At 69.6% G+C, this 19812-nt stretch carries 24 protein-coding genes; 23 read left to right on the top strand and 1 reads right to left on the bottom strand.

Translation table 11 applies throughout. The features are described 5' to 3' along the window. Positions 1-4: 4 nt before the first annotated feature. From map to glmM, 14 genes are all read left to right on the top strand, one after another. Complete coding sequence (map, locus tag GY24_RS02640) at positions 5-856, top strand: type I methionyl aminopeptidase (RefSeq protein WP_104474250.1); 852 nt, start codon at positions 5-7, stop codon at positions 854-856. Positions 857-868: 12 nt separating this feature from the next. Then, entirely contained in the window at positions 869-1345 is a 477-nt protein-coding gene (locus tag GY24_RS02635; RefSeq protein WP_104474249.1) for a peroxiredoxin, read from the top strand. A gap of 55 nt (positions 1346-1400) precedes the next feature. Beyond that, entirely contained in the window at positions 1401-3059 is a 1659-nt protein-coding gene (gene ptsP / locus GY24_RS02630) for a phosphoenolpyruvate--protein phosphotransferase (RefSeq protein ID WP_104474248.1), read from the top strand. Between the two features lie 186 nt (positions 3060-3245). Continuing rightward, entirely contained in the window at positions 3246-3467 is a 222-nt protein-coding gene (gene infA, locus GY24_RS02625) for a translation initiation factor IF-1 (RefSeq protein ID WP_021759551.1), read from the top strand. Between the two features lie 69 nt (positions 3468-3536). Beyond that, positions 3537-3653 (top strand): 50S ribosomal protein L36, encoded by a 117-nt coding sequence (gene rpmJ / locus GY24_RS02620; RefSeq protein ID WP_047405455.1) that lies wholly within the window; start codon positions 3537-3539, stop codon positions 3651-3653. A gap of 149 nt (positions 3654-3802) precedes the next feature. Next, positions 3803-4177 (top strand): 30S ribosomal protein S13, encoded by a 375-nt coding sequence (gene rpsM / locus GY24_RS02615; RefSeq protein WP_047405457.1) that lies wholly within the window; start codon positions 3803-3805, stop codon positions 4175-4177. Between the two features lie 41 nt (positions 4178-4218). Then, a complete protein-coding gene (gene rpsK, locus GY24_RS02610) occupies positions 4219-4617 on the top strand; it encodes a 30S ribosomal protein S11 (RefSeq protein ID WP_047405459.1) in 399 nt (132 codons plus the stop codon). Between the two features lie 160 nt (positions 4618-4777). Beyond that, entirely contained in the window at positions 4778-5767 is a 990-nt protein-coding gene (locus GY24_RS02605; RefSeq protein ID WP_083363070.1) for a DNA-directed RNA polymerase subunit alpha, read from the top strand. Positions 5768-5832: 65 nt separating this feature from the next. After that, complete coding sequence (rplQ, locus tag GY24_RS02600) at positions 5833-6366, top strand: 50S ribosomal protein L17 (RefSeq protein ID WP_104474247.1); 534 nt, start codon at positions 5833-5835, stop codon at positions 6364-6366. 125 nt (positions 6367-6491) lie between these two features. Further along, on the top strand, positions 6492-7577 hold the full coding sequence (locus tag GY24_RS02595) for a GNAT family N-acetyltransferase (protein WP_104474246.1): 1086 nt from the start codon (positions 6492-6494) through the stop codon (positions 7575-7577). A gap of 28 nt (positions 7578-7605) precedes the next feature. Beyond that, entirely contained in the window at positions 7606-8496 is an 891-nt protein-coding gene (truA, locus tag GY24_RS02590) for a tRNA pseudouridine(38-40) synthase TruA (RefSeq protein WP_104474245.1), read from the top strand. Positions 8497-8701: 205 nt separating this feature from the next. Continuing rightward, positions 8702-9148: a 50S ribosomal protein L13 gene (gene rplM / locus GY24_RS02585; RefSeq protein ID WP_104474244.1), complete on the top strand. Its 447-nt coding sequence runs from the start codon at positions 8702-8704 to the stop codon at positions 9146-9148. A gap of 52 nt (positions 9149-9200) precedes the next feature. Further along, entirely contained in the window at positions 9201-9683 is a 483-nt protein-coding gene (rpsI, locus tag GY24_RS02580) for a 30S ribosomal protein S9 (protein ID WP_083363075.1), read from the top strand. A 27-nt stretch (positions 9684-9710) separates the two neighbouring features. Further along, on the top strand, positions 9711-11072 hold the full coding sequence (gene glmM / locus GY24_RS02575; RefSeq protein WP_104474243.1) for a phosphoglucosamine mutase: 1362 nt from the start codon (positions 9711-9713) through the stop codon (positions 11070-11072). Between the two features lie 547 nt (positions 11073-11619). Here glmM and coaA read toward each other — a convergent pair. Further along, positions 11620-12573, bottom strand: coding sequence for a type I pantothenate kinase (coaA, locus tag GY24_RS02570; protein WP_104474242.1), 954 nt, complete (start codon positions 12571-12573; stop codon positions 11620-11622). Positions 12574-12657: 84 nt separating this feature from the next. Between coaA and glmS the strand changes: the two genes are divergently transcribed. From glmS to GY24_RS17995, 9 genes are all read left to right on the top strand, one after another. Beyond that, positions 12658-14508, top strand: a complete 1851-nt coding sequence (gene glmS, locus GY24_RS02565) for a glutamine--fructose-6-phosphate transaminase (isomerizing) (protein WP_104474241.1) — start codon at positions 12658-12660, stop codon at positions 14506-14508. Between the two features lie 46 nt (positions 14509-14554). Next, positions 14555-14923, top strand: a complete 369-nt coding sequence (locus GY24_RS02560; RefSeq protein ID WP_104474240.1) for a holo-ACP synthase — start codon at positions 14555-14557, stop codon at positions 14921-14923. Between the two features lie 23 nt (positions 14924-14946). After that, the gene (alr, locus tag GY24_RS02555; protein WP_104474312.1) at positions 14947-16110 is read left to right on the top strand and encodes an alanine racemase; all 1164 of its coding nucleotides are present in this window, start codon (positions 14947-14949) and stop codon (positions 16108-16110) included. Then, positions 16107-16703, top strand: a complete 597-nt coding sequence (tsaE, locus tag GY24_RS02550; RefSeq protein ID WP_324778090.1) for a tRNA (adenosine(37)-N6)-threonylcarbamoyltransferase complex ATPase subunit type 1 TsaE — start codon at positions 16107-16109, stop codon at positions 16701-16703. Before alr ends, tsaE begins: the two co-directional genes overlap by 4 nt. A 9-nt stretch (positions 16704-16712) precedes the next feature. After that, positions 16713-17384: a tRNA (adenosine(37)-N6)-threonylcarbamoyltransferase complex dimerization subunit type 1 TsaB gene (tsaB, locus tag GY24_RS02545; RefSeq protein WP_104474239.1), complete on the top strand. Its 672-nt coding sequence runs from the start codon at positions 16713-16715 to the stop codon at positions 17382-17384. Next, positions 17381-17905, top strand: coding sequence for a ribosomal protein S18-alanine N-acetyltransferase (gene rimI / locus GY24_RS02540; RefSeq protein WP_233279156.1), 525 nt, complete (start codon positions 17381-17383; stop codon positions 17903-17905). The genes tsaB and rimI overlap by 4 nt, the downstream gene beginning before the upstream one ends. 65 nt (positions 17906-17970) lie before the next feature. Next, positions 17971-19041, top strand: a complete 1071-nt coding sequence (tsaD, locus tag GY24_RS02535; protein ID WP_104474309.1) for a tRNA (adenosine(37)-N6)-threonylcarbamoyltransferase complex transferase subunit TsaD — start codon at positions 17971-17973, stop codon at positions 19039-19041. 173 nt (positions 19042-19214) lie between these two features. Further along, the gene (locus GY24_RS02530; RefSeq protein WP_104474238.1) at positions 19215-19403 is read left to right on the top strand and encodes a hypothetical protein; all 189 of its coding nucleotides are present in this window, start codon (positions 19215-19217) and stop codon (positions 19401-19403) included. Positions 19404-19624: 221 nt separating this feature from the next. Next, the coding region (locus GY24_RS17995; protein ID WP_233279155.1) for a hypothetical protein at positions 19625-19812 on the top strand (188 nt) is incomplete at its 3' end.

Below are 19812 nucleotides of genomic sequence, written 5' to 3'. Positions count from 1 at the left end.
CTCCGTGGGATTCCGTCGCGCCTCGATCTACAAGTCAGCCGCCGAGCTCCGGCAGATGGTGGCGCCCGGCCTGGTCACGGCCGCCGGCCTCGACGCGGTGCGCAACAGCATCCGCCCGGGCATCACCCCGCTTGAACTCGACGCCATCGCCGAGGCCGCGATCATCGCGGCCGGCGGGGTCTCGAACTTCCAGATGGTGCCCGGCTACAGCCACACGCTGTGCATCTCGGTGAACGCCGACGTCGTGCACGGCATCCCGAGCAGCCGCCCTCTCGAACCCGGCGACATCGTCTCCGTCGACGGCGGCGCCGACGTCGCCGGGTGGAGCGGCGACTCGGCCTTCACCGTCGTGGTCCCTGACCCGAGCCGACCCGAGCTGGTCGCCGCCCGGCAGCACCTCTCCGATGTCACCGAGGGCTCGCTCTGGGCCGGCATCGCCCGCCTGGCCTGCGCCCGCCACCTCAACGAGGTCGGCGACGCGGTGCAGGGCTACGTCGAGGCCAATCCGGCGCCCGGTCGCGACGAGCCGTACGGCATCCTGACCGACTACATCGGCCACGGCATCGGCCGCAGCATGCACGAGGAGCCCCCGGTGTTCAACTACCGGGTGCGCCAGAAGGGCCCGGAGGTCAAGCCCGGACTCGTCGTCGCCATCGAGCCGATGGTCGTCGCCGGAGACATCGACACGTTCACCCAGGACGACGAGTGGACCGTCACCACCGAGGACGGCAGCGACGCCTCGCACTGGGAGCACAGCGTTGCCGTGCACAGCGGCGGCATCTGGGTGCTCACCGCCGTCGACGGCGGTGCTGCGAAGCTCGCGCCGCTCGGCGTGGTTCCCGTCCCGATTCCCTAGCGAAGCACGATCATGACAAGTCCTGCAGCACTGCCCGTCCCGGGGGAGCCTGCTCCCGACTTCGTCTTGACCGATGCGCGTGGCATGCGACGGGCGCTCAGCGACTACCGCGGCGGGGCCGTCATCCTCTACTTCTACCCGGCGGCGTTCACCCCGGGCTGCACCACCGAGGCCTGCGACTTCCGCGAGAACCTGGCGAGCCTCCAGGGTGCCGGCTACACAGTGTTGGGGGTGTCACCCGACCCGGTGGCGCGCCTCAGCGAGTTCGCCGAGACGGAGCGGTTGAGCTTCCCCCTGCTCTCGGACGAGGGCGCCCGCGTCGCCAAGGCGTGGGGAGCATGGGGCCAGAAGACCCGCGACGGCCAGATCTCAGAGGGGCTGCTCCGCACAACCGCCGTCATCGACGCAGACGGTGTGCTGCAGAGCCTCGAGTACCGGGTAGACCCGAACGGGCACGTGGCCCGGCTCCGCGACGCGCTCGGCATCTGAGCGGGGATCACCGCCATCGATTCACATCATCGGGCCGAGCGGTTAGGGTAGGCGCATGAACGTCAGCGGAACCGGCATTGGAAGCGGAATCGCGATCGGCAGGGTTGTGCGCATGCCCGAGCCGTTGCCGGAGCCGGTGGACAGGCCCAGCGCACTGAGCCCCGCGGCGGAGAAGGCACGCGCGGCAGAGGCACTGGCCGCGGTCGCCGCCGAGCTCCGCCGCCGCGGCGAGCAGGCGGGCGGCGCGGCAGCAGAGGTGCTCGAAGCCCAGGCCATGTTCGCCGAGGACCCGATGCTGGAGAGCGACCTCGATGCGCGCGTCGACGCCGGCAAGACGGCCGAGCGCGCCGTGCACGAGGCCTACGCCGCCTACCGCGCCCAGCTCCTCGCCCTCGGCGGCTACATGGCCGAGCGCGCCACCGACGTCGACGACGTCTCGCAGCGCGTCATCGCCGAGCTGCTCGGCCAGCCGGCGCCCGGTGTGCCAGACCCCGGCCACCCGTTCATCCTCGTCGCCCGCGACCTCGCCCCGGCCGACACCGCCACGCTGGACCTCGAGCAGGTGCTCGCCCTCGTCACCATCGGGGGAGGGCCCACCTCGCACACCGCGATCCTCGCCCGCGACAAGGCCATCGTCGCCATTGTCGCCGCCGACGGGGCGAGCGTGCTTCGCGATGGCGACGAAGTCATCGTGGACGCCGAGAACGACCTGCTGGTGACCGACCCGACCCCGCAGGAGCTGGCGGATGCCGAGGCCAGGCGCGCCGCGAGGGCCGCCCGCCTCAGCGCACCGCTCACCCCGGGTGCACTCGCCGACGGCACCCCGGTGCCGCTGCTGGCCAACCTGGGCTCCGCGGACGCCGCGGGCGCCGCGCTGGCCGCCGGCGCAGAGGGGGTCGGGCTGTTCCGCACCGAGTTCCTCTTCCTCGACGCGGCGACCGCGCCGACCGTCGCAGAGCAGCAGCTCGAGTACGGCCGCCTGCTGCAGGCGTTCGACGGCAAGAAGGTCGTCGTGCGCGTGCTCGACGCCGGAGCGGACAAACCGCTCGCCTTCCTGGACGACGGGCATGAAGACAACCCGGCGCTCGGGCTGCGCGGCATTCGCGCGCTGCGCGCCCACGAGGAGATCCTGCGCGATCAGCTAAGCGCGCTGGCCGCCGCCGATGCGGAGACCAACGCCGATCTCTGGGTGATGGCTCCCATGGTGTCCACCGTGGAGGAGGCCGAGTACTTCAGCGCTCTCGCCCACGAGCTCGGCATCCGGGTGGCCGGTGTGATGGTCGAGGTGCCCTCCGCCGCGCTCCTGGCTGACAGGATCCTGCGGGCGAGCGACTTCGCGTCGATCGGCACCAACGACCTGACCCAGTACACGCTGGCCGCCGACCGCCTGCTCGGCACCGTCGCCGCGCTGCAAAGCCCGTGGAACCCCGCCGTGCTCCGCCTGATCGCCGAGGTGGGAGCGGCCGGCCGGGCCAGCGGCAAGCCGGTCGGGATCTGCGGCGAGGCCGCGGCCGATCCGCTGCTGGCCGTCGTGCTCGTCGGCCTCGGCGCGACCACCTTGTCGATGTCGCCCGCTGCGATCGCCGACGTGCGGGCCTCGCTGCTCCGCTTCGACTCCGCGCAGGCCGCGGCCCTGGCCGAGGCGGCGCTGTCCGCCGACGGAGCCGCAGAGGCACACGCCGCTGCCCGGGCCTACGCCGACGGCATCCGCTGAGCGCACAGACGAGCAGAGTTCGGGAATGATACCCCCTGACTTGGCAAAATCCGTGCTCATCGCATAAGATTGACCCTTGGTGTTTTGTGCACGTTTTGCGTGCCTCAGTTAGCTGTTCCCAGCTGGTCGAAAACACCGGAACAAACGCACGATCAGCATCCATTACTTAGTAGCGACGAAGAGGCTATGGCCAAAAAAGACGGCGTCATCGAAATCGAGGGCTCGGTGGTAGAAGCTCTGCCCAACGCGATGTTTCGCGTAGAGCTCACCAACGGACACAAGGTTCTTGCCCACATCTCGGGCAAGATGCGTCAGCACTACATCCGCATCCTCCCAGAGGACCGCGTGATTGTGGAGCTGAGCCCCTACGACCTGACCCGTGGTCGGATCGTTTACCGCTACAAGTAACGGGCTGCTGGAAGTAACGGCTCGCGGCATCCCGCGAGTACGAAGACAGCGAAAAAACAAGGAACCACAATGAAGGTCAACCCCAGCGTTAAGCCGATCTGCGAGCACTGCAAGGTGATTCGCCGCAACGGCCGCGTCATGGTCATCTGCAAGAGCAACCCGCGCCACAAGCAGCGTCAGGGCTAGTCTCTCCTCCTTCACGGGGCAGATACACAACTCAACACCGCAACGCATTTCCAAGAACCTGAGCGTCTGACGCCCAGGGGACACCCACGGTTGGAGGCCGTGGCACCGGGAATGCACCACACCTCCACTCATCCACAGGAGAAGCCACCATGGCACGTCTTGCAGGCGTAGACATCCCGCGCGAAAAGCGCGTGGAGATCGCACTGACCTACATTTACGGTGTTGGGCGCACGAGTGCGCTCAAGACCCTCGCTGACACCGAGATCGACGGAAACATCCGCGTCAAGGACCTCAGCGACGACCAGCTCGTTGCACTTCGCGACTACATCGAGGGCAACTTCAAGGTAGAGGGTGACCTTCGCCGCGAGGTCGCCGCCGACATCCGCCGCAAGGTTGAGATCGGATCCTACGAGGGCATCCGCCACCGTCGCGGCCTGCCCGTGCGCGGACAGCGCACCAAGACCAACGCTCGTACCCGCAAGGGCCCGAAGCGCACCGTCGCCGGCAAGAAGAAGGCTCGCTAGGCCCCGGCCAGCGACCTCCCCTCTAGGATTCAGGAGAAATCATGGCAGCACCCAAGTCGGCCGCACGTAAGCCACGCAAGAAAGAAAAGAAGAACATTGCTGTGGGCCAGGCCCACATCAAGAGCACCTTCAACAACACGATCGTTTCGATCACCGACCCCAGCGGAGCTGTTATCAGCTGGGCATCGTCGGGCGCCGTCGGCTTCAAGGGTTCGCGCAAGTCGACCCCGTTCGCCGCACAGCTCGCCGCCGAGTCGGCTGCGCGTCAGGCGCAGGAGCACGGCATGAAGAAGGTTGACGTCTTCGTCAAGGGCCCGGGTTCGGGTCGCGAGACGGCGATTCGTTCGCTTCAGGCCGCGGGCCTCGAGGTTGGCTCCATCAACGATGTGACGCCCCAGGCTCACAACGGATGCCGCCCGCCCAAGCGTCGCCGCGTATAACGCACTCTTCGTCCTAGCCTGAGCCTGCCTGGCCCTCCTCGGGGAGCCCGGCAGGCTCGGGCCGTGGACAGTTCCTTACACAATTCAACAACGCCGGGCCAGCTACCCGGTCGACAACGCAAGTGTCATATAGCGGACACTTAGCCGAAAGGAATCAATAGTGCTTATTGCACAGCGTCCAACGCTTACCGAAGAGAACATTTCCGAATTCCGCTCGCGGTTCGTTATCGAGCCCCTCGAGCCCGGCTTCGGTTACACCCTCGGCAACTCGCTTCGCCGCACCCTGCTTTCCTCGATCCCCGGCGCTGCTGTCACCAGCATCCGCATTGATGGCGTTCTCCACGAATTCACCACCGTTCCCGGTGTGAAGGAAGACGTCACCGAGATCATCTTGAACATCAAGGGTCTGGTCGTCTCGAGCGAGCACGACGAGCCCATCACCGCTTACCTGCGCAAGCAGGGCGCCGGTGAGGTCACCGCCGCCGACATCTCGGCTCCGGCCGGCGTCGAGGTGCACAACCCCGAGCTCGTCATTGCGACGCTCAACGACACCGCCAAGTTCGAGCTCGAGCTCACCATCGAGCGCGGCCGCGGCTACGTGTCCGCGACGCAGAACCGCAACGAGTACTCCGAGGCTGGCCAGATTCCGGTCGACTCGATCTACTCGCCCGTTCTCAAGGTGACCTACCGCGTCGAGGCAACTCGTGCCGGTGAGCGCACTGACTTCGACCGCCTCGTGGTCGACGTCGAGACCAAGTCGGCCATCAGCCCGCGCGATGCAATCGCATCCGCTGGTCGTACGCTGACCGAGCTGTTCGGCCTCGCCCGCGAGCTGAACACCGCTGCTGAGGGCATCGAGATCGGCCCGGCTCCCGTCGACGCCGTCCTCTCGAGCGAGCTGTCGATTCCGATCGAAGACCTCGACCTCTCGGTGCGCTCGTACAACTGCCTGAAGCGCGAGGGCATCAACAACGTGAGCGAACTGGTCGCCCTCTCGGAGACCCAGCTCATGAACATCCGCAACTTCGGACAGAAGTCGGTGGATGAGGTCAAGGACAAGCTCGTAGAGCTCGGCCTGTCGCTCAAGGACTCCGTTCCTGGATTCGACGGCGCCCACTTCTACAGCGGCTTCGAAGACGAGACCAACTAGCGTTTCGCGCTACCCGCGGCTCGTCGCAGAGCTTCCCACCACATTTGATACTGGAGACATAGAAAATGCCTAAGCCTACTAAGGGCCCCCGCCTCGGAGGCGGTCCGGCACACGAGCGCCTCATGCTCGCTAACCTGGCTGCCGCCCTGTTCACGCACAAGTCGATCAAGACCACGGAGACCAAGGCCAAGCGCCTGCAGCCCGTTGCTGAGCGCTTTGTGACCTTCGCCAAGAAGGGCGACCTGCACGCACGTCGTCGCGTCCTGGCCAGCATCGGCGACAAGACCGTCGTGCACGAGCTGTTCACCGTGATCGCCCCCCAGGTTGCAGAGCGTGAGGGTGGCTACACCCGCATCACGAAGCTCGGCTTCCGCAAGGGTGACAACGCCCCCATGGTGCAGATCGAGCTCGTTCTCGAGCCCGTCGTCGCCAAGCCGAAGTCGGCCAAGAAGGCCGCTGCTGCTGCAGCTGCTGAGGCTCCCGTCGAGGCACCGGCCGAGGCCGTCGCCCCGGCCGAGGAGACCGTCGAGGTCGTTGAGGCTGAGGCCACCGAGGCTGAGGCCACCGAGGCTCCGGCCGAGGAGAAGGCCGCCGAATAAGGCGCCTCGCTTCACCTGATTCAGCCGAAGGGCCCCGGACACTGTCCGGGGCCCTTCGTCGTGCCCGCCGCCCGGGCCGTGCGGCCCCGGGAGACCGGCCGGCGGGCTGGCCTAGGGTGGAAGGCATGAACGCCACGGCCACGTCGACGTCCCTTTCACCCCGGTCACTCTCCTCCCTGAGCGAGCGGGTGAGCGCCCCGGCCGAGCTGCGGATGCCGCGGCACCCGGAGGTGGCGCTCTGGCGGCCCGCATCGCTGGACGACCTGGACGGCATCGCCGTCCTGCAGCGCGCGGTCGACGAGGCCGACCACCCCGACTGGTTCACCACGCGCGAGTGGATCGCGGGCAACCTCCGGGCCGCGCACATCGATGCGGCCAGAGACACGCTGGTGGCGCTCGGCGCCGACGGCACCGTGTTGGCGTACGGCGTCGTCGCGGAGGCGCCCGGGGCCGGCGAGCGGGTGCAGGTGTACCTGCTGGGCAGCGTGCACCCGCTCTGGCGCGAGCACGGCATCGGCCGGGAGCTGATGGCCTGGCAACACGGCCGCGCCCTGCAGCGGCTCGCGGCATCCGATGCCCGCCTGCCCGGCTGGATCACCGCGTTCCGCGAGGAGGCCAGCCGGGGCGCTATCTCGGTGGCGCTCCGGCTCGGGCTGCGAGTGACCCGCTACTTCAGCACCATGCGCCGGGGGCTCGACGTCGCGATCCCCGCCCTGCCCGCGCCGAGCGGCGTGCGCATCGTGCCGTTCACCGCCGAGCTCTCCGCAGGTGCCTTGGAGGCGAGGAACGACGCGTTCCGCGACCACTGGGGCAACCAGCCCAAGGCCGCGGAGTCGTGGGAGCGCTGGATCACCGGCGAGGTGTTCCGGCCCGACCTCTCCTGGTTGGCGGTCGTCGACGAGGCGGGGGACGGCGGCCGTCCGCGAACGCGCGTCGTCGGCTTCTCCCTGGCCAGCGTCAACGAGGACGACGGGAACGCCCGGGGCCTCCGCAGCGTGTACATCGACCGGATCGGGACGGTGCGGAGCCACCGCGGCCGGGGCATCGCGCCGGCCTGCATCGCCGCAACGCTCCGTGCCGCCCAGGACGCCGGGCTGGAGCTGGCGATCCTCGACGTCGACGCGGACAGCCCGACCCAGGCGCACACCCTGTACGAGCGGCTCGGCTTCCGGGCGGGGGAGCGGCGGCTTGCCCTCGTCTCGGTCTTCTGAGATTCGGCCGTCTCATAGACTTGATGCCGTGAGTGAGCAGTTTCAGGCGGACGGTGTCCGCATCCGCCTCGATATCGCCTACGACGGAACGAACTTCAACGGCTGGGGAATTCAGCCCATCCTTCGCACCGTGCAGGGCGACATCGAGTCGGCGCTGGCCACGATCCTGCAGCGGAATCCGCCCATTCCTCGGCTCACCGTCGCCGGACGCACGGATGCCGGTGTGCACGCGACCGGCCAGGTCGCGCACCTCGACCTCAGCCCGGAGCAGGCCGACAGCCTGCTCCGCCCGCCGCGCGGTCGGAACGCGCGAGCGGCCGACACCGACGCCGCCGCGGCCTTGGCGCGGCGCCTGAACGGCATCCTGGGCCAGCGCGGCGAGATCGTCATCACGGCGGCGAGCATCGCCCCGGAGGGCTTCGACGCCCGCTTCGGCGCGCTCTGGCGCCGCTACGAGTACCGCATCGCCGACGCCGAATCGCTGCGCGACCCGCTGCAGCGCACCCGGACGACGTGGCTGCCCGGCCGGCACGACATCGCCCCGATGGAACAGGTGGCGCAGGCCCTCTGCGGGCTGCACGACTTCGCCGCCTACTGCAAGCCCAAACCGATGGCCACCACCATCCGCACCCTGCAGACCTTCTCCTGGCGGCGCGACGACGACGGCGTGCTCGTCGCCTCGCTGCAGGCCGATGCCTTCTGCCACAGCATGGTGCGGGCGCTCGTCGGCGGCTGCGTCGCGGTCGGCGAGGGCCGGATGAGCGTCGAGCGCCTGCTCGAGCTGCGCGACGCGGGGGAGCGCACCGCCGCGTTCAAGGTGATGCCCGCCCGCGGGCTCGTACTGACCCAGGTCGGCTACCCGGATGACGCCGCCCTCGCGCTGCGGGCCGCCGAGACGCGCGCCCACCGCGCGCTCTAGGAGCGGCATCCGCCCGCGAAGCGCTCCCGGCGATCCACCGGGCGAATTGCCTGCAGGCCTCCGACCGTCTAGTATTGATCCTTGGTGTCTCGGCTAGCTGGCCGGGCCCCCGAACGTGAGCCCTCCATCGTTTGTGTTCCATCTGGAACACGCCCGGAGCGGGATTCACGAACACCTCCGTTCGACACAGAAAGCAGCCACTACAGTGACGCGCACTTACACCCCGAAGGCTTCCGAAGTTTCGCGCAGCTGGGTCATCATTGACGCAGCTGACGTCGTTCTCGGCCGTCTCGCAAGCCACGCCGCAGTGATCCTCCGCGGCAAGAACAAGGCGACCTTCACCCCCCACATGGACATGGGTGACTTCGTCATCATCATCAACGCCGACAAGGTCGCCCTCACCGGCGCCAAGCTCGACCAGAAGAAGGCCTACCGCCACTCGGGTTACCCGGGCGGACTGACGGCTGTCACCTACTCCGAGCTGCTCGAGAAGAACCCCGAGCGCGCCGTCGAGAAGGCGATCCGCGGAATGCTGCCGAAGAACTCCCTCGGCCGCGCTCAGCTCAAGAAGCTCAAGGTCTACGCAGGCTCCGAGCACCCGCACGCCGCGCAGCAGCCGGTGCCGTACACCCTGACCCAGGTCGCTCAGTAGAGCACCTCGGCCCCAGACTTCTCGACTTCTAAGACAAAGGATTACCACCATCGTGGCTACGATCGCAGACCAGATTGACGCTCCGGAGAGCTACTCCACCGAGACGCCGGCCGAGGCAGCCCCCAAGGCTCCCCGCGCCGTGCTGAACGTTGGCGGCGCAGCCGTCGGCCGTCGCAAGCAGGCCATCGCCCGCGTGCGCCTCGTTCCCGGCTCGGGCACGCTCAGCGTGAACAAGCGCGAGTTCGCCGAGTACTTCCCCAACAAGCTGCACCAGCAGCTCATCACCGACCCCTTCAAGGTGCTCGACCTCGTCGGCGCCTACGACGTGGTCGCCAAGGTCACCGGCGGCGGCCCCTCGGGCCAGGCTGGCGCACTGCGCCTCGCCATCGCGCGTGCACTCAACGAGATCGACCGCGAGAACAACCGCGCGATCCTGAAGAAGGCCGGCTTCCTCACTCGTGACGCACGCGTCATCGAGCGCAAGAAGGCTGGTCTCAAGAAGGCCCGCAAGGCCTCGCAGTTCTCGAAGCGCTAACCGGCGTTTCACAGGGAGTATCAGGCTTTGCCTCGACTCTTTGGCACGGACGGCGTCCGGGGCCTGGCCAACCGTGAACTCACGGCTGACCTGGCCCTGGGCCTCGCCCAGGCCGCTGCCGCGGTGCTCACCAAGGGGCACCATGCAGAAGAACGCGCCGCCTCCGGGCGTCGGCCCGTCGCGGTCGTCGCTCGCGACCCGCGCATATCCGGTGAGTTCCTCACCGCCGCCGTTTCGGCCGGACTCGCCTCCTCTGGCGTCGATGTTCTCGACGCCGGGGTGTTGCCCACTCCCGCCGCGGCCTTCCTGATCGCCGATATCGGCGCAGACTTCGGTGTGATGCTCTCCGCATCGCACAACCCCGCCCCCGACAACGGCATCAAGTTCTTTGCCTTCGGCGGCACCAAGCTTCCCGATGAGGTCGAGGACCGCATCGAGGACTACCTCCACAAGGAGGTGCTGCTGCCCACCGGCGGCGACGTCGGCCGCATCCGCCGGTTCGCGGATGCCGAGGACCGCTACGTCCTGCACCTGCTCAGCACGCTGCCGAACCGCCTCGAGGGCATCCACGTCGTCCTCGACTGCGCGCACGGCGCGGCATCCGGCGTCTCGCCCGAGGTGTTCACGATGGCAGGCGCCACCGTGACGCTGATCGGCGCAGACCCCGACGGCATGAACATCAACGACGGTGTCGGCTCCACGCACCTCGACAACCTGGCCAAGGCCGTGCTCGAGCACGGCGCTGACGTCGGCATCGCCCACGACGGCGACGCGGACCGCTGCCTGGCCGTCGACCACGAGGGCAACATCATCGATGGCGACCAGATCATGGCCATCCTCGCGTTGGCGATGAAGGAGCGCGGCCACCTCACCAAGGACACCCTCGTTGCGACGGTGATGAGCAACCTCGGCCTGCGCAAGGCGATGGCGGCCAACGACATCACCATGGTCGAGACCAAGGTCGGGGACCGGTACGTGCTCGAGGAGCTGAACGCCGACAAGCTGGCGCTCGGCGGGGAGCAGTCCGGCCACGTGATCATGACCGAGTACGCGACGACCGGCGACGGCGTGCTGACCGGCCTGCACCTGGTGGCCGAGATGGCTCGCACCGGCAAGTCCATCGCCGAGCTCGCCAGCGTGATGACGGTGTTCCCGCAGATCCTCGTGAACGTGCGCGGCGTCAACCACACCGCCATGCACGGTGACGAGGGCATCGCGGAGGCCGTGCGTGCCGCCGAGGCCGAGCTGGGTGACACCGGGCGCGTGCTGCTGCGACCATCCGGCACCGAGCCGATGGTGCGTGTCATGGTGGAGGCGGCCGACCAGGCCACCGCCGACCGGCTCGCCCACAGCCTCGCCGACGTCGTGCGCGAGCGTCTCCCGCTCTAGCTACTGCCCCGCTTCCGCTGGGTGCGCAGCCTCCGCTGTGTGCGTTGTTTGCGCTGTGTGAACACCTCTTCCGATGGTTGAGCTTGTCGAAACCCCGCTCCCGTTTCCGCGGGCGGCGGGGCTTGCTCCTTAGCTCAAACGCTGACGAAGAAGGCTGGCCCCCTCCGAGCCGCAGACTGGCTGCGTTGTCGACGTGTGGGGTCCGGCCTTCCTGCCACTGTTCGACAGCCGCAACCCCTCCGCTGCCGCACGCGTTTTCGGGCCGGCCGTCGGACCTCCCCGTCGGCTGGAGGGAGCGCCAGCGACCGAAGCCCTGAGCGGCTTCGCGGGCACGGTCGTTGCCGGCGTCCGGGCCGCGCATCTGCCGGATTGCGGATGCGCCGGCCGTGAGACGGCGATTCGCCGGGTTGTGGCGGCGTGTCGCGGACCGCATCCGCAGAACGGCTGAGGGGTTTTGACAGGCTCACCCAGCAAAAGCGTGGGTCATCGAGCGGGCGCGTAGCTCAACGAGCGGACGCATGGGCTGACGGGCGGGGCGGGTCTGCCGCTAGAGCTTGCGGAGCAGGACGCTGGAGACGGCGTGGTCCGAGTCCTTGCGCAGCACCAGGGTGGCGCGGGAGCGCGTCGGCCGGATGTTCTGCAACAGGTTCGGCTCATTGATGCTCTGCCAGATGCCGCGGGCGCGGGCGCGGGCCTCGTCTTCCGAGAGCTCGGCATAGCGGTGGAAGTAGGACTTCGGGTTGCTGAACGCGCCGCGCTGCAGCTTGAGGAACCGCTCCTCGTACCAGCGCGCGATGTCGGAGGTGCGGGCGTCGACGTACACGGTGAAGTCGAACAGGTCGCTCACGGCCAGGCGGTGCCCGGGGGCGGGCGGCTGAAGCACGTTCAGGCCCTCGACGATGAGCACGTCGGGCTGGCGGACGGTGATCTGTGCGTCCGGAACGATGTCGTAGCTGAGGTGCGAGTAGAAGGGTGCCTTGACCTCTGGAGCGCCCGATTTCACCTCGCTGACGAAGCGCAGCAGCGCCCGCCGGTCGTAGGACTCGGGGAAGCCCTTGCGCGACATCAGGCCGCGGCGCTCGAGCTCGGCGTTGGGCAGCAGGAATCCGTCGGTGGTGACCAGCTCGACGCGGGGGGTGTCCTCCCAGCGGGCGAGCAGCTCGCGCAGGAGCCTGGCGATCGTCGACTTGCCGACGGCGACGGAACCGGCGACGCCGATCACGAACGGCGTCGTCGCCGCCCGCTCGCCGAGGAAGTCGCTCGTGGCCCGGTGCAGCTGGCGCGTGCCGGCGACGTAGAGGTTGAGCAGGCGGCTGAGCGGCAGGTAGACATCGGTCACCTCGGCGAGGTTCAGCGGCTCGCCCAAACCGCGCAACTGCACCAGTTCGGTCTCCTGCAGGGGGAGGCGGGTGGAGGAGGCCAGCTCGGCCCAATCCGCTCGCTCCAGCTCCACAAACGGTGAGTTGTGGCCGTTGCCATTCTGGTTGCGCTGCTCGGCCATAGCCCCCGAGTTTACGTGTACCGCGGCGCCCCCATCGAGCCATGCCCTGCTCTTTCAGGATTAACTCCACTAAAATCATGCTTCATGTGCGGAATCGTTGGATATGTCGGTGACAAGAAGAGCCTCGAGGTACTCGTTGGCGGGCTGCGACGACTGGAGTACCGCGGCTATGACTCGGCCGGTGTCGCCGTGATCGACGACCATGGCGAGCTCGGCGTTGCCAAGAAGTCCGGCAAGCTGGTCAAGCTCACCGACGAGCTCGCCGCGCACCCGATCGGCGACGGCCGCGCCGGAATCGGCCACACCCGCTGGGCCACCCACGGTGGGCCGACGGATGTCAACGCGCACCCGCACCTCGGCGACGACGGCAAGCTGGCGCTGATCCACAACGGCATCATCGAGAACTTCTCCGAGCTCAAGGCCGAGCTGCTGGCCGAGGGCTACAGCTTCACCAGCGAGACCGACACCGAGGTCGCCGCTGCGCTGCTCGGTCGCGAGTACCGCGCCACCGGCGATCTGCGCGCCGCCTTCCAGAGCACGGTCGGACGCCTCGACGGCGCCTTCACCCTGCTCGCCCTGCACAGCGACGAGCCGAACCTCGTCGTCGGTGCCCGCCGCAACTCGCCCCTCGTGATCGGCATCGGCGACGGCGAGAACTTCCTCGGCTCCGACGTGGCCGCGTTCGTGCAGTACACCCGCACCGCCATGGCCGTCGGTCAGGACCAGATCGTCGCGATCACCCCCGAGTCCGTCACCGTCACCGACTTCGCCGGGGCCCCCGTCGAGATGGAGACCTTCCAGGTGGAGTGGGATGCCGCAGCGGCTGACAAGGGCGGCTGGTCCAGCTTCATGGCCAAGGAGGTCGCCGAGCAGCCCGACGCCGTCGCCAACACGCTGCGTGGCCGCATCGTCGGCGACGCCGTCGTGGTCCCGGAGCTCACGGCCTTCGGCGACGAGGTGCTGGCCGGCATCCGCCGCATCGTGATCATTGCCTGTGGCACGGCCGCCTACGCCGGCATGACCGCGCAGTACGCGATCGAGAAGTGGGCGCGCGTGCCCGTGACCATCGAGCTGAGCCACGAGTTCCGCTACCGCGAGCCCGTCATCACCGACGACACCCTCGTCATCTCGATCAGCCAGTCCGGCGAGACCATGGACACGCTGATGGCCGTCAAGTACGCCCGCGAGGCCGGTGCCCGCGTGATCTCCATCTGCAACACCCAGGGCGCCACGATTCCGCGCGAGTCGGATGCCGTCGTGTACACGCACGCCGGCCCGGAGGTCGCCGTGGCATCCACCAAGGCCTTCGTGGCACAGATCACCGCCCTCTACCTCTTCGGCCTGCACCTGGCTCGCGTGCGCGGCACGCTGAGCGCGGCCGAGCAGGCCGTGCAGGTGGCCGAGCTCATCGCCGTCCCGGCGAAGATCGCAACGGTGCTGGAGTCCAGCGCCTCGATCGCGCAGCTCGCGCACTGGATGGCGGACACCCGCTCCGTGCTGTTCCTCGGCCGCAACGTCGGGTTCCCCATCGCCATGGAGGGCGCGCTGAAGCTCAAGGAGCTCGCATACATCCACGCCGAGGGCTTTGCCGCCGGCGAGCTCAAGCACGGCCCGATCGCGCTGATCGAGCCCGGCCAGCCCGTTTTCGTCGTCGTGCCGAGCCCGCGCGGCTCCGCGAGCCTGCACCCGAAGGTCGTCTCCAACATCCAGGAGATCCGCGCCCGCGGCGCCCGGGTGATCGCGATCGCCGAACAGGGCGACGCCGCCGTGCTTCCCTTCGCCGACGAGGTCGTGCACATCCCGCTGGCCGCACCCCTGTTCGAGCCGCTGCTGGCCGTCATCCCGCTGCAGATCTTCGCCATGGAGCTCTCCATCGCCAAGGGCCTGGACGTCGACCAGCCGCGCAACCTCGCCAAGTCCGTCACGGTTGAGTAGGCGCGGCTAGCGGCGTGCGAAAGCGGCCAGAGCAAGGCGAGGCACAGTGATCATCGGAATCGGTGTCGACGTCGTCGACCTCGCCCGGTTCGAGCGCGCCATCGCGCGGACCCCGCGGCTCCTCGAGCGCTTGTTCGCTGAGAGCGAACGGAGTCGCTCCGCCTCGTCGCTGGCCGCCCGGTTCGCCGCGAAGGAGGCGCTGATCAAGGCGCTCGGCGGCCCGGGCACCCTGCGCTGGCACGACATGGAGGTCGTCAACGACGAGCACGGCAACCCCGGATTCGCGCTGCACGGCGCGACGGCCGCCGAGGCCGCCGCGCGCGGCATCAACCGCGTGCACCTCTCGATGACCCACGACGCCGGCATCGCCACCGCGTTCGTCATCGCGGAGGCCGGCACGCCATCAACGATATGAACGACATGAACGACACACATCAGATGACCGACACCCCGCGCACCAGCGGCAGCGAGCGCGCGGAGGGCTCCTTCCGCTCGGCCCGGATCGACCTGGACGCGGTGCGGGGCAACCTGGCCGCCGTGCGCGCCTTCGTCGGCCGCGGCGTCGACACGGCTCCGCGCGTGATGGCCGTTGTCAAGGCGAACGCCTACGGGCACGGGGCCGTCGCCGTCGCAGCGGCGGCACAGGAGGCCGGGGCGGACTGGCTCGGCGTCGCCGACATCGGCGAGGCGCTCGAGCTGCGCCGGAACGGCATCACCGCGCCGCTGCTCGCCTGGCTGCATGGCCCGGACGCCGACTTCTCCGCCGCGATCGAGGCCGGGGTCGGCCTCGGCATCTCCTCGGCCGCCCAGCTGCGCCAGGTCGCGGATGCCGCGGCCGCCCTGTCGCGCACGGCATCCGTGCAGCTCAAGCTCGACAGCGGCCTCAGCCGCAACGGCCTGCCGGAGTCCGACTGGGCAGCGGTCTTCGCCGCCGCCCGCACGGCGGAGCTCGCGGGCGCGATCACCGTCGACGGGCTGTTCAGCCACCTCGCCAACGCCTCGGCCGAGGCCGACGCCGCCCAGTGCGCGCAGTTCGACACGGGCATCGCCGCCGCCCGCCGGGCGGGCCTGAACCCCGCGCTGCTGCACATCGCGGCGACCGCCGCCGCACTCACCGAGCCGGCCGCGCGGTACACGATGGTGCGCATCGGCATCGGCCTGTACGGCCTCTCGCCCTGGGGCGACGGGCTGCCGGACGGCCTGGAGCTCACCCCCGTCATGACCCTGGCCGCCCGGGTCGCCGCCGTGCGCCGGGTCACAGCAGGCACTGCGGCGAGCTATGACTACACCTGGCGGGCCGAGCGGGAGACCACCCTCGCGCTCGTTCCGCTCGGCTACGCCGACGGCATCCCGCGCCAAGCCTCCGGCCGGGCCTCCGTGTCGATCAACGGCGCGCAGCACCCGATCGTCGGGCGCGTGGCGATGGACCAGTTCATCGTCGACGTCGGCGACGCCCCCGTGCAGGTCGGCGACGAGGTCGTGCTGTTCGGCGACCCCCGCAGCGGCGTGCCGAGCGCCGAGGACTGGGCGGATGCCGCGGGCACCATCAACTACGAGATCGTCACCAGGATCGGCCAGCGCGTCCCGCGGAGCATCCGGTGATCACCCGCAGCATCCCGACCGCCGAGGGCATGCACGCGTTCGGTCTGTCGCTCGCCGCCGAGCTGCGGGCCGGCGACCTGCTGGTGCTGGACGGGCCGCTCGGAGCGGGCAAGACCACGTTCACCCGCGGCCTCGGCGAGGGCCTCGGCATCCGCGGCACCGTGACCAGCCCGACGTTCGTGCTGGCGCGCACCCACCCGAGCGTCGTCGGCGGCCCCGCCCTCGTGCACGTGGACGCCTACCGGCTGAGCGACCCGATGGAGCTCGACGACCTCGACATCGACTACGCGCACTCCGTCGTCGTGGTGGAGTGGGGCGCCGGCATGCTCGACGGGGTGAGCGAGTCGTGGCTGGAGCTGCGGCTGCAGCGGCCGATGGGGGCGGGCGACGAGCAGTCGGACGCCGAGTCGGACGCCGAGTCGGACGCCGACGAGCCGCGCACCGTGACGATCGCCGGTTTCGGCCCGCGCTGGGCGGGCACCGAGTATGCGGGCACCGAGCATGCGGGCACCGAGCATGCGGGCACCGAGCATGCGGGCGCCGAGCATGCCGGCACCGCGGACGCGGAGCCCGGCGCGGAGCCCAGCGCGTAGGCTGGAGGGATGCTTCTCGCGATCGATACCTCCGCAGGAACAAGCGTCGCCATCGTCGACCGTGACCGGGGGATCCTCGCGGAGCGCTCCGAGGTGGACACCATGCGCCACGCCGAGGTGATCGGCGGCATGATCCAGGCCGTGCTCGACGAGTCGGCGGTCGCCCGCGCCGAGCTCTCCGGCGTCGTCGCCGGGATGGGGCCCGGCCCCTTCACCGGCCTGCGGGTCGGGATCGCCGCCGCGCGCACCTTCGCGCTCGCGCTCGGCCGGCCGCTCGTGCCCATCGTCAGCCACGACGCCATCGCGTTCGCGCACTTCGCCGCCGAGGCCGCCGGCGTTGCCGGCGCGCGCACGGCCCCGCTGCTGGTCGTCACCGATGCCCGCCGCCGTGAGGTGTACTGGAGCGCCTACTCCGGCGTCGACGAGCTCGGCCTGCCGGTGCGGCTGGATGGCCCCGGCCTGGCCAAGCCGGACGCCCTGCCCGCCCTGGCCCTCGACGCGTTCGACGCATTCGACGGTGCATTCGAGCGGCTGGACGCCGCCGAGATCTCGGCCGGCGCCCTCGGCATGGTCGCCGAGCTGAGCTTCGCGGCCGGCCGCCCCTTCACCGCCGACGAGCCGCTCTACCTGCGCTCGCCCGACGTCACGCCGTCCAACGGCCCCAAGCGGGTCACCCGGTGACCTGGCAGCTGCGCCGGGCCGGCCTGGCCGACGTGCCGGCGATCATGGCGATCGAGAACGCGATGTTCCCGAGCGACGCCTGGTCGACGGATGCCATGGCCCGCGACGTCGCCGACCCGCACTGCTACTACCTGGTGGCCTTCCCGCCCGACGCGCCGGAGCAGATCGAGGCCTACGCCGGTCTGCTCGCCCCGCGCGGGGCGCCGGAGGCCGACATCCAGACCATCGCGGTCAGCACCGCCGCGCAGGGCCGCGGCCTCGGCCGGGTGCTCATGCTGCGCCTCATCGACGAGGCCAGGGCCCGGGGCGCCCGCGAGGTGTTCCTCGAGGTGCGCGCAGACAACCCCGGCGCCATCCACCTCTACACCTCGCTCGGCTTCGCCGAACTCGGCGTGCGCCGCGGCTACTACAAGCCAGACAACGTCGACGCCATCGTGATGCGGCTGAACATCCCCGCGCCCCAGGCCGCCCTGGCCGAGCCGAGCCCGAACACCACCACCCCGCTGGAGACCAACTCGTGAGCAGCCCGTCGCACACAACCCCGTCGCACACAACCCCGTCGCACACAACCCCGTCGCACACCCCACTGAACCGCACCGACCCGCTCGTGCTCGGCATCGAGACCAGCTGCGATGAGACGGGCATCGGCATCGTGCGCGGCACCACGCTCCTGGCCAACGTCATCGCCTCCTCGATGGACGAGCACGCCCGTTACGGGGGCGTCGTGCCCGAGGTCGCTGCACGGGCCCACCTGGAGGAGATGAGCCCGGCGATCCATGCGGCGCTCGCCGAGGCCGGCATCCGCCTGGACGAGATCGACGCCGTGTCCGTGACCAGCGGCCCCGGCCTGGCCGGCGCCCTGATGGTCGGCGTCGGCGCCGCGAAGGCCCTCGCGATCGCCCTGGACAAGCCGATCTACGCCGTCAACCACCTCGTCGGCCACGTCGGGGCCGACCTGCTCGCGACCGGCGCGGACGGCGCCTCCGAGCCGCTGCAGTACCCGACGATCGCGCTGCTCGTCTCCGGCGGGCACACCTCGCTGCTGCTCGTGCGCGACCTGACCGGGGACGTGGAGCTGCTCGGCGAGACCATTGACGACGCGGCAGGGGAGGCCTTCGACAAGGTCGCCAGGGTGCTCGGCCTGCCCTACCCCGGCGGCCCGCACATCGACCGGCTCGCCGCGGCGGGCAACCCGAAGGCGATCCGCTTCCCGCGCGGGCTCACCCTGCCCAAGGACATGGCCAAGCACCGCTACGACTTCAGCTTCTCCGGGTTGAAGACGGCCGTCGCGCGGTGGGTCGAGAAGGCCCAGGATGCCGGCGAGGAGGTGCCGGTGGCCGACGTCGCGGCCAGCTTCCGCGAGGCGGTCGTCGACGTGCTGCTCGGCAAGGCGATCGCCGCCTGCGCCGACTACGGCGTTCCCCGCTTGCTGCTCGGCGGCGGCGTCGTCGCCAACGCCCGGGTGCGCGAGCTCGCGGCGGAGCGGACGGCTGCCGCCGGCATCGAGCTGCGCATACCGCCGCTCAGCCTCTGCACCGACAACGGTGCGATGATCGCCGCGCTCGGGGCACAGCTGATCATGGCCGGCAATGAGCCGAGCTCGCTGGACTTCGGCGCCGACTCCACACTGCCCGTCACCGAGATCCAGGTGCGCTGAACGCCCTTCCTCTCGCTGGGAAGTCCACTCGTTCCGGAACCATCGGCGCTAGGATTGCGAGTGCATCGCCAGTTGTGCCCGGATTCCGGTGGCTCCGCTGCCCGATGCGCGCAAGTTCCGCAGTGACCGTGAGGCTGCACGAGGCCCGCACTGTTGATCAGAAGGGCTCCATCATGACAGACCAGAATCAGCCTCCCGTCCCGCCGAACGAGCCGACCCCGCCCGTGAACCCCGAGTTCACCGCCCCAGAGGCCCCGGCCGCTCCGGTGACGCCTCCCGCCCCGCCCGCGCCCGACTACGGCGCCCCGCAGGCCCCGCCCGCCCCCGCGATGTTCGAGGACTTCTTCAGCACGAACACGTAGAGAAGCGACATCAGGTAGCCGATGAAGACCTGCCCGACCGGTTTGTCGCGTCTGCTGTGAAATCTGGGGGCTCAACCCCCAGCCTGCAGTGGGTACGGGCAGACTAGAGTGCGGTAGGGGAGATTGGAATTCCTGGTGTAGCGTGGCGTCGGCGTGCTTGCGGTTCCCGGCCGCATTCGCGGGCCTCCCGATCACGTAGTAGGCCGGGGAGACTGTCGGCGGTGTCGAGCAGGGTCACGCCGGCGCGGCCGCTAAGTCCTCGGCGTGGCGCGTCGACCGCGCAGTTGGGTGTTCCGGCAACGAAAGTGCTGTCGACGCCGATCACCACCGCGGGCGGCGAATGGCATGTCGTCGCGGCGCGCAGCGGGCACGAGGAGTCGACCGCGCGCAGCAGCAGCGCCTGCTCCTC

It is taken from the genome of Microterricola pindariensis, from assembly GCF_002936985.1.
GTDB classification, from domain to species: domain Bacteria; phylum Actinomycetota; class Actinomycetes; order Actinomycetales; family Microbacteriaceae; genus Microterricola; species Microterricola pindariensis.
This window is presented reverse-complemented; position numbering and strand designations above follow the sequence as displayed.